Here is an 11,718-nt window from a genome sequence, read left to right on the forward strand (position 1 = left end):
GGTCGGGCGGTCATTCGGGCAGGTCTACCTTGCCAACGAAAGAGTAATAAATATCAATGTCCTGTCTGCGTGTGCCGTTCTCGTCATAGCTGCACTCATGCACAACGATTTTCTCCACAAACTCACGCAAAAGGGTAGGGGTAAGTTCTTCAAAGCTGGTGTACTTGCGGACAACATTCATAAACTTTTCTGCGTTTACCGTGGCTTCCTGCGCTTTGGAAAGCTCTGCCCGGATAGCGGCGGCTCTCTCTTTCAGTTCTTTCTGCTCGGCTTCATAGTCTGCCGACAGCTCCGTGAAACGCTCGTCTGAAATGCGCCCGGTCACGCTGTCCTCATACAGCCGCTTGAAGATAGCGGATAACTCGCTGATACGCTTCTCGGCGGCTTCCAGCTCCTTTTTCCTTGCGGCGTTCCTGCGCTTGCCCCCGTCCTCGTTCTGCTCGATCAGCAGCTTCATAAACCGGGCTTCGTGCTTCGCTGCATAGCTGGTGACTTTCCGCAGATTGTCGGTCACTCCGGCGGTCAACAGGTCGGTGCGGATAAAGTGCGCCGTACAGTCACGGGTACGCTTCTTGTAGCTCCCGCAGATATAACAATCCTGCTTGCGGGTGGCGTTCTGGTAACGCTGCTGGTAAAGGACGCTGCCGCAGTCGGCACAAAAGAGTATGCCGGAGAATAAGCCCACTTCATCATAGCGGTTCGGGCGTTTGCGCTGCTTGCGTAACTCCTGCACACGCTCCCACATCTGGGTGTCAATGATAGGCTCATGGTGGTTCTCGAAAATCGCCTGTTTCTCAATGGGGTTCTCTACGCTGTGCTTGGTCTTGTAGGACGGCTTCTCCGTCTTGAAGTTTACCAGACAGCCCGTGTACTCCCTGTTTTCAAGGATATGTACCACGGTATTGGTCGCCCACTTGCACTCATAGCCGGGGTGGTAGCGGCGGGTGCTTCCCGTCCGACGGTATTCCAGCGTTCCCGGCGTGGGGATCTCCTGCTCTGTGAGCATACGGGCTATCTTGGTCGGCCCGTTCCCGGCAAGGCACAAGCTGTAAATCTGCCGCACAACAGGGGCGGCTTCCCCGTCAATGATAAAATTTTCGTCCTCGTCCATAAAGTAGCCGTATACGGGTTTGCTCGTGACGGGCTTCCCGCTCATACCCTTAGACCGTTTTACTGCTTTGATTTTCTTGCTCGTATCTCTCACCAGCCATTCGTTAAAAATGTTCCGCAGAGGGGCAAAATCATTGTCGCCCTGTGCGCTGTCCACTCCGTCATTGATAGCGATAAAGCGGACGCCTTTCTGTGGGAAAATCATTTCCGTATACATTCCCACTTGCAGATAGTTTCGCCCTAACCGTGACATATCCTTGACGATAACGGTGCCGACTTTTCCGGCTTCAATGTCCGCAAGCATGGCTTGAAAACCGGGTCTTTGGAAGTTCGCCCCAGAATAACCGTCATCTGTGTACCATTGCAGATTGGAAAAGCCGTTCTGCTTCGCATAGGTTTCAAGAATACGCTTCTGGTTTGAAATAGAATTGCTCTCACCTTGCAGCTCGTCCTCGTGGGATAATCTCGGATAAAGGGCGGTAATAAGGTTTCGGGTGGTCTGTCTTAACATAGTGTCCTCCATTTCCGACAGCCAGCCCCACTATTCCGTATGACTATCATACCACACGCCGGGGCTGGCTGTACAGTCCTTTCTGCTTCTTTACGTCCCGTCAAATTGCCGATTTTTGTGTAGCAGCTTCCGCTTCCAGCACTTTCAGCATTTTATCGGCGGCGGTGGCGGTGGTGTCCTGCTTGAAATAGCCGGAAACGACAAGGACAGAATTACCTATGCGGATTTCCGTCACGCAATCCGGGCGGCGGGTGCTGCGGTCATTCTTTGGGGTGTTGGTCATAGGCGGCTCTCCTTTCTGTTCATCAGCTTTTTCAGTTGTCCCATTTTCTCCTGCGCCGTGGCTTTTCGGAAGTTGCTCCCGGTAAAGCGGACAGGAGAACACATTTCAATCAGACGGTCATAAATGCGGGCGTGGGCGGTGTCCTCCGGGTGCTGCAAGTCCTCCAGCGTGAGATTAGTCGTGACGATCAGCGGCCTGCCGCTGCGGTAACGGCTGTCAATCACGTTGTAGACCTGCTCTAAGCCGTATTCCGTTCCCCGTTCCATTCCAAAATCGTCAAGGATAAGCAGCGGGAAGCTGCAAAGTCGGGAGATATATTCATTCCTGCCCTCAAAGCTGGCGGCAAGGTCACCCAATATCAATGCAAAGTTTGTCATGCACACGGGGATTTCACGCTCCATAAGGGCATTTGCGATACAGCCCGCAAAATAGCTCTTGCCTGTGCCAACGCCGCCCCATAGCAGATAGCCAATGTTGCGCTCTTTCATGGTTTCCCAGTTCTCCACATAGAAATGGGCGTGTTCCATTTGCGGGCACTTGCCGTTGTCGTTCTCAAACGTCCAGCCCTGCATAGCCGGGTCTGTAAAGCCCCGCCGCTTCAACCGCTCGACAGTTTCAAGGTGACTGCGCTGTTTCTCTGCGGCTTCCCGTTCCTCACGCTCTGCCCGCTGGCAGTCACATTCTGCCGGGTGGCGGTCACGCCCCAGCCATGCGGCGGTTTCTTTGGGGAAATAGCCCTCTTTGGGCTTGTGGCACTTCCCGCAGTATAAAAGCCCGTCCTCGCCGGTGTAGTCCTCCGGCTCCGGCGTGGTGTCGGTCATATTCAAAATCATTTCATCAAATCCATTCGTCATAAGCTCTCGCCCTCCTTACAGGTATAATCGGGTATGCCCTTTTTCGGGGCTTTCTTGGCTGCGTCCTCCTGCGCCCACTTGAAAATCGTGGCTGCATGGCTCTTGTATTTCCTCCCGCTGGAAGCGATATGGCAGGATAGGCGGTCAATGTAATACTCCCACTTGCCGGGAAGCTCTGTTTTCAGCCCGTCAAGCTCCGTATCGGAAAGAATGACATTGTGGTATCTGCCATAGGCGGCGGGGGCGGGGTGTCCCGTTTCTAACTCTCTCTCTTTTTCTATTTCTATATCTATCTCTTTCTCTATCTCTATCTCTGGTGGACAAATGTCCGCTCGATATGGTGGACATTTGTCCGCCCCTGTCTGCGGCAGGGCTTTTTGTTCCTGCAAAGCCAGCCGCGCCCTGCGCTTGCGCTCCCCCTCGGTAGAGGACTGGCCGATTAAAAGCTCAATGTTGCTCATGTAGAGTGCGCCGCTTGGCAAAGGCTCCACAAGCCCCAGCTTCATAAAGATTTTCAAAGCTCTCTCTACGGTACCTACCTGCTGGCGGGTAATGGTCGCAATCATCTGGGCGGTGTAGGGGATATTCTCGTCAAGCTGCAATTTCCCGCCGTTTTTCAGCGATTTCAAGTACAGCTTCAAGAGAATGTTGGAATAGATAACGCCGTCCTGCATACTTTCCAGCAGAACGATTGCATCATCGTCAAAATAGCTCTCTTTCAGCTTGAGGTAGTAATATTTGCGGTTATCTGCCATAGGCTGCGTCCTCCTTTTTCCAGCGTTTGGAATAATAGCGAGGGCATAGTATGATAACCGCCCGGAAGCTCTGTTTGCAGTCACGGGTGCAGCCCCGGCATAGGTCGTTGTAAGTGATACGGTTGCGGTGGTTGAGGAAGAAAGACCATTCCAGCCGCCGCTTCTTGCTCATTCTCGGCAATGGTAAGCTCCTTTCTGCCGTTCCTATCGGTGTAGCGGGATAGGGGGCATTTTCTGTATGTTCTCGGTATCATTTTCGGGCTTTTTCTGCCCTGTAAGCCCCGTTTGGAAGTCGGGGAGTATTGCGGTAAGGGTTCATATCATACCTGTATTTTTGTAGGGTTTCGGTATCATTTCGGGGCGGTCTTTAACGCTCCTGTTCACGCTTTTTCTGCTGGCTCGGTGCGCCCCTTAAAATCTGGTCGATATTGCGTCTGACTGTCTGAAGCTCCTGCGCCCGCTGGCGTTTCTCCCGGTAGTCGTTATATCCGGCGTTCTTCTGGACGGTAAGCTGCTCAATCTCCCTTTGCAGGGCTTTGCTGGCTGGCAGCTTGGTTATTCCATGCTCCCGGAAATAACGGGCGGCTGTGTCCGCTATGATAAAATCGCTTTCGTGCTGTTCCCGGTAGGCTCTCCGGGCTTTCTCCGATTTCTGCGCTTTCAGACCGTCACGGGCGGGCTTCGTGCCGATATAGCCCAAAAGGTTGCGCTGCAATTCCTTTTTCTCCCGGATAGCGGCTTCCAGCCCTTTCAGTCCGGCAAGGCTCTCCTGCGTGGCGGTGTTGGCTGCGGAAATGGCAGCGTCCAGCTCGTCCGGGGAAGAAAAGCCATACTGCTGGTAGAGCATGAGGGTAGCCGACATCTGTTTGAGGTTGTGCATGGTCGCCCACTTCTCATAGCCCCGTCCTTTCCCCTCGGCTCGCTTGGCGGCTATGTCTACCATGCGCTGTACAGCGTCATTGTTCGGGGCGTTTTTCGCTTCTTTTTTCGTCCGTAAGCGGTCTTTGATACTGCCGGGGTATTCCGCTATGGCTGCGGGTTTTTCGGCGGCTCTGGCGGCGTTCTGCTCCAAAACGGAGAGGACAGCAGCCCGGTCAAAATCGTCCCCCAGCTTCCGGGCGGTAATTGGCTTCGTCCTGTCCGGCGTGAGGTAACTTAGCCGCCCCCGGCTCTCCTTGACGGTCACACCATGCCGGAGAAGCAGGGCGGCAAACTCATCAAAGCCGGAAGCAGCGGCAAGGGCTTCCCGGATAGTCCGGCGCAGCTTCGCCTTATCCGTTTCAAACTTGGTCTGCCGGGGCGCGATACCGTCCGCAGCAATAGGGGCGTTGGCTCTGTCAAGGGCAGCCTGTCCTTTCTTCTGCGCCCAATACTCACGCTCGGTAATGCGTTCTTTGCTGCCGTTCAAAAGGTCTATCTGGTAAAGCCCCTCGCTGTGGCACATCTCCATAACTTCGGCTTTCAGATAGTTCATAGCTGCGTCCGTACAGCGGTGCTTGCAGCCTGCTTTCCTGTCCGCTGGCCTGTCCATGTGGGGCAGCATGGGAACCTCCGCAATCCGCAGACTGTTAATGACGATATGCACATGGATATTTTCGGTGTGGCTGTGTCCGTCCGGGTGGGTGCAGACAAGGGCCTGGTGTCCGGGGAAATGCTCGGCGCAGAACTTCTCGCCCAGCTCCTGCGCCCGATCAACGGTCAAGCCGTTGTCCGGGCCGTCCCGTGGGTCAAAGCTGATGATGTAGTGGTGGCTCTTTACGTCCTCCCGTTTCTGGTTCTTGCCGTAGCGGAGATTGGAGCGCATACAGGCAACGGCAAAATCCTCCCCGCCACAATTCAGAGAGGATATGCGGTAGTCTACCCTCGGTATGAGCCGCCCGTCTGCGTCAAGGGTGGGCTTCATGGTAAACTCGTCATGCTCGAATGTGAGGTATTTTTCAGCGTCCCCGTAGTTGGCATTTTTAGAGCTGATATGTTTGAGTATCGCCAACGGCTTCACCTACTTTCTGCAAGACTTCAAACTTCAAGGCGGCAAGGTCGGCGGCGGCTCCCCGCACTTCCTTTTCCAGCCCCCGGTAGGGGCTTCCGTATTCGTTCAGGCTCCGGGCAATCTGGTTTAAGTTGCCGCCGATTTTCCCGTACTCTGCCGTGAGCTTGGAGAGGGCGGCAAGCAGCCCGTCATTGACCGGGGAAACGGTGACAATGGGGCGTATGGTCGCTTTCCGTATGGCTTGCCGGATAAACTCGGACTGGCTGATTTCATAAGCCGCCAGCCGCCCGGTGAAGTCGGCGTATTCTTCATCGGTCATGCGGGTCTTTACCACATGACGGCGGTGGGGCGTATTGTATTTCTTTCGCATGGTCTGTGACCTCCTTTCTCGCCCGACAGGGCGCATAGCAGGGTTTGGGGAAGGCACTCCCCAACAAGATTCCCGCAGGGGCAAAAATAAGCGGAGAGCGAATTTTGGCACCTCGGTAGAATCTTGCTCTGAAAAACTCCGGCGTTCCCCGGCTCCCGTCCTTTCCGCTAACAAAACGTTTCAAAAGGGCTTTGCTACCCGCTATTCCGGCTTATCTTGAAAATTTTCCTTTCACTACCTACAACACCACGCAAAGCAAAATGGACGGAGATTTTTAGAATTTCCCCTCTATTCCCTACAACACCACGCAAGCCGGAATAGGCGGACAATGGCAGTATTTTTTTCTTTGATACCCTCTACGGATAAGTAAGGGATTTTGCCAACTGCGGCGGCTATTTTCCCTTTTGTTTTTTCATACTGGGGATTTTCAAAAATGCCAAACAGGAACGAAAAAAAGCAGCAAATCTGTTGAATAGATTTACTGCTTTCTGGTTGCCGGCGAAGCGGCGGTTATTCAGTTGTAGGCGGTAGGGCTATCTCCCAAAGCGGAACTTGAAAATAGCTGTGAGAAGCGTCTGGGTGATGTAGTCCTCTGTATCTTGGTCTACCCGTCCATTCACACGGGCGGCACATTGTATGCGGCGGCGGTAATACTGCAATACAGTTCCCACCGCTTCCGGCTCCCCGCTGGCGGCTTGGACGATTGTTTCATAGGGGAGAAGCCTATTATTTCTCATATGCCATTCCCTCCATTTCCGCTTGGAGCTGCCGTAGGGCTTTTCGGATATGGTAGCCCGCTGTGCTGCGGCTGCGCCCGTACTGTCTGCCAATTTCGTGCTGTGGAATACGCTTGAAAAAGGACAGGTAAATCATTTCCCGCTCCCGTTCGTCCAGCCGTGACAGGGCTTCCGCAAGTAAACCGCTGCTGAAAATGACCGTATCGCCGCAAAGGGTAAGTATGTATTCCTCGTCCGGCTCCGGGGCTTGGAAATATTCATCTGTCGTGCCTAAAGGGTAGTGCTTTTCGTCTGTGAGGTATTCAAGGGATATTTCTCTTTTGTGCTTCCTGCTCCGTGTCCTCGCTGCGTTGATCGTTGCATTTCGGATAACGACTTTGCAAAAGGCATGGAAAGTGTACTCGATATGTTCCCGATATTCTTCTGTACAGGTCATGGAAAATCCCCCTTTCCTCCCAAAAGGGCTGTGGCTGGTTAGTAGTTGCTTTTTATGATAGTAAGGGGCGGCAGCACTTTAGGCTGTCGCTCCTTGACTGCCTAACTGCAAAACCGGGCGGGGCTGTCAACGGCGGGCGAAGCCCGTTCATCTTGACCGTTGACTGGCTCGGCCGGGTTTGCTATTTATCCGGCAAACTTGAATTTATTTTAAGCTATCACGTTTTACCTTTTTAAGCCTTACTATCATTACCATAGGAATTTCTTTATTGTTTTTGAAACATTCTTCATAAAATCCATCAATGACAAATCCAGCTCTGAAACAAAGGTTAAAAATATCTTGTATGGAACGATGATAATAAATCTGCTCCTCCGGCTGCCCTTCGATCGCTATATCATAGTAACTGTGCGGTGTCATATATTTTTCAGTCAATGTGATAAAACAAGGGTGCTGCGTTGCAAAGACAAAAATCCCGTTTTCCTCCAATAGTTCATAAACAGCCATAAAAAGCGGTTCAATATCCGTAATATCCATAATTGCCATATTAGAAACTGCTTTCGTAAAGGCTCGATTTCTTTTTAATCCTAATAAGCTTTCTCTATTGGTCGCATCCGCTACGCAAAACTCAATTTGTTTTGCATATTGTGATCGCCGTCTTTTAGCCAATTCTATCATTTTTTTGCTGTAATCAAAAGCGACGACCGAAGCGCCTCTCTGTGCAAGATACGAAGAATAATTTCCATTGCCGCACGCAATATCCAAAATGTAATCCGAAGGATCAGGAGAGAGAAGTTCCGTTACTTTGGGACGTACTACCTCTCTGTGAAATTCATTGGATTCGTCACCCATTGCATCATCCCAAAATTGTGCGTTTTTCTCCCAGATCTTTTTGCTTTCCTCTGTTCCCATGTTCTCTCCCACTCCCAAAATTTGCCTTTTTGCTTCCATTAAATCTTCCTTACTATATTCCATTGTTACCCTCCATAACTTCTGATTGTTGCCGTCTTGACTATTATGTATCTTTTCTTTCCAAAATGGTATAGGCTTTTATTTTTATAATGCTGCAAAACTTTTCTTCTGTAAGGTATTCAAAGGATATTTCCCTTTGCCGCCGCTATTGGAAAGCCAAAAGCAGCGGCTTTTTTACGCGATATGACCGAAAAGACTAGAAAGCAGGATATGTCATCATTTGTCATTTCTTCTCAATGTAATAACTGCATGGCATATCAAGCCAAATACAAGAGAAAAACAGCCACCGCCAAATAGTGATGCTCCCCACCCTGCACCCGACATTGTCATAAAACCGCCAACAAAGAAAATACCAATGCCAAGAAATATCCCGACACCATAAAAAAGTCCAATTGCCATATCATACTTATTAAATTGTCGTTTCTCTTTTTTTCACATGTTTCCATTTTTGTTATTACCTCCTTCGCAAAATCGTCCATGTGGACTCCAAAAAGAAAACAAATTTTTTTCAACGTATTTAAATCGGGTTCATTAACATCTCTCTCCCAATTCGATAGCGCCTGCCGGGTAACATTCAATTTCCCAGCCAGTTCTTCCTGTGTCATTCCCGATTGTGTTCGCAGATGACGTATTTGCTTTCCTGTTGTAATATCCGTCTGTTTCTGGTTCAAAATGGTTCCTCCTCTCTGATGCTGATTTTATCAATGATATTTCGCAATAGCCAGCAATGAACGTTTGCATTGCGCAAGATGTTACATTATCTTCTGAAACATATGCCGGATCTTGTCTAAACGGCTGTTCGGGCGGCGTGGCTGAAACACAGGCTCGCCGGAAGTTTCCTGATACCCTTTTAATTCTGTAATGCAGACACTTCTTCCATTTGTATAAAAATTCAAATCATTTCTATATTCACCAATACAACGGGCAGGGATTTCCCCCTTAAAAATAACTTCATCTTTTTCAAGTCTGGTTGATTCAATGATTGCGCAATACTTTGGTGCGTCATTATAAGCCCGTGAAAGATATTCCTGCGGTGCAAAAAGGGTAAAGGAAAGGTATGGTTCCAACAGTTGTGTTCCTGCTTTTTTCAATGCCTGCTCCAACACGACAGGCGCAAGAAAACGAAAATCAGCGGGGGTGCTGACCGGGCTGTAATAAACTCCATAATCAAAACAAATTTGGCAGTCTGTCACTCCCCAGCCATATAAGCCCTGCTCCATTCCATAACGCACACCCTCCATGACGGCATTTTGAAAACTTTGGTTTAAATAGCCGAGAGATACCTCGCTTTTATATTGTGTTCCGCTTCCAACAGGAAGCGGTGTTACAGTCAAACCAATAGATGCCCAAAACGGATTCGGCGGCACTTCAATATGAATCGTGTAGCTCGCTTTTTTTTGCGGTCTTTCCAGATAAATAACCGAAGGCTCTTTCATAGCCACGCCCACATGATATTTTTCTTCTAATAGCGAACAAATAACTTCTAACTGTACTTTTCCCAAAAAAGATAATATAATCTCATGTGTAACAGTATCAATGTCAAAATGCAAAAGAGGGTCTGTATCAGCAATCTCTGTGAGGGCATTTAACAGGGCTTCCCTTTGCTCCGGCTTTTGCGGCTCTACCGTTGTCCGAAGTAATGGCATGGGATTATCAATCCGTGTTTTGTGAGGCAGGAGTTTTTCATTTCCCAGAATGTCGTTCAGTTTCAAAGTATCATCAGCTAAAATAACAATTTCTCCCGGACAGGCATGGTCAACCGGGACGATTTCACCATTTGACGGAATACACATTTCTGTAATCTTTATTTTTTCCTTTTTTGACAGCAGCAGGGTATCCCGTAAATGGAGCGTCCCATGATACAGGCGTAAATAAGAAAGCCGTTTTTTCCGCTCTGTATACTCAACCTTAAAAACATATCCACATAATTCAGACTGAATATCGTCTGTTTCTGTAATGAAAGTTTCTGTAATCGCTTCAATCAGTTTTTCTGTTCCTAAATTGTCTTTTGCACTCCCATGATAAACAGGAAACAAAGAGCAGCATCTGGTTCTTTTGCACTTTTCATATTGTAATTCCTGTATATCCAAAGAATCCTCTGCAACATATCGTTCTAATAGTTCATCGCTTCCGGAAATAATCATATCCCATTTGTCCAAATCAGAAATATCGGTCATGGTTATCTTTGGCGACAGGGAAACCTCCTGCATGACAATCATATCACTGGTAAGTTTATCTTTAATGCTTTGGTAAACACGCCGCAGGTCGATCCCATTTTGGTCTATCTTATTTATAAAGATAATTGTCGGAATGTCCATTTTCTGAAGCGCATGGAATAATATACGGGTTTGTGCCTGTACGCCGTCTTTTGCCGAAATGACTAAAACAGCTCCGTCAAGGACAGATAAAGAGCGGTATGCTTCGGTTAAAAAATCCATATGACCGGGAGTGTCCACGATATTGATTTTATAATCATTCCAGCAAAAAGAAGTAACCGCTGTCTGAATGGTAATTCCGCGCTGCCGTTCCAAAATCATAGTGTCTGTTCTTGTAGTTCCTTTATCCACGTTTCCTTGTTCCGCAATCGCTCCACTGGTGTACAGCAGGCTTTCCGTCAATGTTGTTTTTCCTGCGTCTACATGGGCGAGAATTCCAATATTGATTATTTTCATGTGATTGTCCTCCTTTTACAGCCCCAAAAGGGCATAAAAATCCCCAGCAGTAAAATACTTTTACCACTGGGGATTATAATTTGCGGACATACACATATACAGCATACACCTGTTTGTGATTGCTGTTTTTCGGATATGTCAAAATTGATAAGGCAAAAGTATTCTTAAATTGGGTACAAAAAACCAAGCCCCCACAAAAGGGACTATCATAATCCTTTGTTCCCACTATTTGATTATAGTTTTATTTAAGAATACCTTGCCGCATATTTTTTACTCCTTTTTTGGAATGATGCTATTATATCACATTAGTTTTAGGAAAGAAAGTACCTAAAAGAAATTTTTCTTCCCCTTATATGTAACAATCATACCGACTTTCTGGCGTTCAGAATGGTTTCTGCTGTCTGCTGTGGTGTTTGGTTGGAATTGTCCAGCCAAAAGCCGATCCGTGGTGTTGTCTGCATAAATGTATCGTATAAGGTTTCAACCGTAAAGCCGGAATAGCCTGTTTTCTCCCTGTATCGTTCCCTTCCTTTTATTGTTTCCACATCTGGACAAAGAACGACAACCTCAACAGGGTATTTATGCGGCACAAAAAATATGTACATGTAACTAATTCAACACATTTATAATTTGAATAGGGACATTATAGCATTTACTAAATACAAATTCAATGTATACGGAAATAAAGATATAAGGAGTGGGAAGGATTCCGCCGTAGTCGGCATTGTAGGAAAATCCAAAAGTTTAGATTTTCCCACAATGCTTATCTTTTGGTCTTTGGTTCGGAATAGTGTAGTGCTGGCGGTCTATCTCTTGTTTTCGGTTGCTTGCTTCCTTACCGTACATGAGCATTTGCACCCGGATTGTCCGTTCCATATCCTTCCAGCAGATTGATCACTCCCCAGGCTGCAAGTCCGGCTCCGATCGCACAAACCAATGTTTTTAAGGTCGTAATTGCCGTTGTAAAAAATGCCATAAGTGTACCTTTGGAAAACTTACATTTTCCAGTCCTTTCTTAGATTTTTTCCAGA

12 protein-coding genes and 1 pseudogene are annotated in these 11,718 nt (G+C 48.3%); all 13 read right to left on the reverse strand.

Going from position 1 to position 11,718, the window contains the following annotated elements; translation table 11 throughout:
- Positions 1-10: 10 nt before the first annotated feature.
- Complete coding sequence (locus G5B06_RS04805) at positions 11-1,621, reverse strand: recombinase family protein (RefSeq protein WP_002605633.1); 1,611 nt, start codon at positions 1,619-1,621, stop codon at positions 11-13.
- 100 nt (positions 1,622-1,721) lie between these two features.
- Positions 1,722-1,904, reverse strand: a complete 183-nt coding sequence (locus G5B06_RS04810; protein WP_002605634.1) for a transposon-encoded TnpW family protein — start codon at positions 1,902-1,904, stop codon at positions 1,722-1,724.
- Entirely contained in the window at positions 1,901-2,758 is an 858-nt protein-coding gene (locus G5B06_RS04815) for an ATP-binding protein (RefSeq protein WP_002605635.1), read from the reverse strand. The genes G5B06_RS04810 and G5B06_RS04815 overlap by 4 nt, the downstream gene beginning before the upstream one ends.
- Positions 2,755-3,513: a phage replisome organizer N-terminal domain-containing protein gene (locus G5B06_RS04820; RefSeq protein WP_002605636.1), complete on the reverse strand. Its 759-nt coding sequence runs from the start codon at positions 3,511-3,513 to the stop codon at positions 2,755-2,757. The genes G5B06_RS04815 and G5B06_RS04820 overlap by 4 nt, the downstream gene beginning before the upstream one ends.
- Positions 3,503-3,694 (reverse strand): hypothetical protein, encoded by a 192-nt coding sequence (locus G5B06_RS04825; RefSeq protein WP_006058351.1) that lies wholly within the window; start codon positions 3,692-3,694, stop codon positions 3,503-3,505. Before G5B06_RS04825 ends, G5B06_RS04820 begins: the two co-directional genes overlap by 11 nt.
- Before the next feature lie 186 nt (positions 3,695-3,880).
- A complete protein-coding gene (locus tag G5B06_RS04830; protein ID WP_002602093.1) occupies positions 3,881-5,503 on the reverse strand; it encodes a relaxase/mobilization nuclease domain-containing protein in 1,623 nt (540 codons plus the stop codon).
- Positions 5,475-5,873, reverse strand: a complete 399-nt coding sequence (locus G5B06_RS04835) for a plasmid mobilization protein (RefSeq protein WP_002602094.1) — start codon at positions 5,871-5,873, stop codon at positions 5,475-5,477. The genes G5B06_RS04830 and G5B06_RS04835 overlap by 29 nt, the downstream gene beginning before the upstream one ends.
- A 533-nt stretch (positions 5,874-6,406) precedes the next feature.
- Positions 6,407-6,610, reverse strand: a complete 204-nt coding sequence (locus G5B06_RS04840; RefSeq protein ID WP_002602095.1) for a helix-turn-helix domain-containing protein — start codon at positions 6,608-6,610, stop codon at positions 6,407-6,409.
- Positions 6,600-7,046 (reverse strand): RNA polymerase sigma factor, encoded by a 447-nt coding sequence (locus tag G5B06_RS04845; RefSeq protein WP_002602096.1) that lies wholly within the window; start codon positions 7,044-7,046, stop codon positions 6,600-6,602. Before G5B06_RS04845 ends, G5B06_RS04840 begins: the two co-directional genes overlap by 11 nt.
- Before the next feature lie 204 nt (positions 7,047-7,250).
- Complete coding sequence (locus G5B06_RS04850) at positions 7,251-8,018, reverse strand: class I SAM-dependent methyltransferase (RefSeq protein ID WP_002602097.1); 768 nt, start codon at positions 8,016-8,018, stop codon at positions 7,251-7,253.
- 323 nt (positions 8,019-8,341) lie between these two features.
- Positions 8,342-8,686 (reverse strand): helix-turn-helix domain-containing protein, encoded by a 345-nt coding sequence (locus G5B06_RS04855; protein WP_002602098.1) that lies wholly within the window; start codon positions 8,684-8,686, stop codon positions 8,342-8,344.
- Positions 8,687-8,767: 81 nt separating this feature from the next.
- Entirely contained in the window at positions 8,768-10,687 is a 1,920-nt protein-coding gene (gene tet(32) / locus G5B06_RS04860; RefSeq protein ID WP_002602099.1) for a tetracycline resistance ribosomal protection protein Tet(32), read from the reverse strand.
- Between the two features lie 847 nt (positions 10,688-11,534).
- Positions 11,535-11,663: pseudogene (locus tag G5B06_RS04865) on the reverse strand (Maff2 family mobile element protein); the annotation flags it as partial.
- Between the last annotated feature and the right edge of the window lie 55 nt (positions 11,664-11,718).

Origin of the sequence: Blautia luti (assembly GCF_013304735.1) — a bacterium.
GTDB lineage: Bacteria > Bacillota > Clostridia > Lachnospirales > Lachnospiraceae > Blautia_A.

Bases quoted from the DNA above. Each gene is read 5' to 3' on its own strand.
- G5B06_RS04805 (WP_002605633.1), bottom strand. From the start codon at position 1,621: ATGTTAAGACAGACCACCCGAAACCTTATTACCGCCCTTTATCCGAGA.
- G5B06_RS04810 (WP_002605634.1), bottom strand. From the start codon at position 1,904: ATGACCAACACCCCAAAGAATGACCGCAGCACCCGCCGCCCGGATTGC.
- G5B06_RS04815 (WP_002605635.1), bottom strand. From the start codon at position 2,758: ATGACGAATGGATTTGATGAAATGATTTTGAATATGACCGACACCACG.
- G5B06_RS04820 (WP_002605636.1), bottom strand. From the start codon at position 3,513: ATGGCAGATAACCGCAAATATTACTACCTCAAGCTGAAAGAGAGCTAT.
- G5B06_RS04835 (WP_002602094.1), bottom strand. From the start codon at position 5,873: ATGCGAAAGAAATACAATACGCCCCACCGCCGTCATGTGGTAAAGACC.
- G5B06_RS04840 (WP_002602095.1), bottom strand. From the start codon at position 6,610: ATGAGAAATAATAGGCTTCTCCCCTATGAAACAATCGTCCAAGCCGCC.
- G5B06_RS04845 (WP_002602096.1), bottom strand. From the start codon at position 7,046: ATGACCTGTACAGAAGAATATCGGGAACATATCGAGTACACTTTCCAT.
- G5B06_RS04850 (WP_002602097.1), bottom strand. From the start codon at position 8,018: ATGGAATATAGTAAGGAAGATTTAATGGAAGCAAAAAGGCAAATTTTG.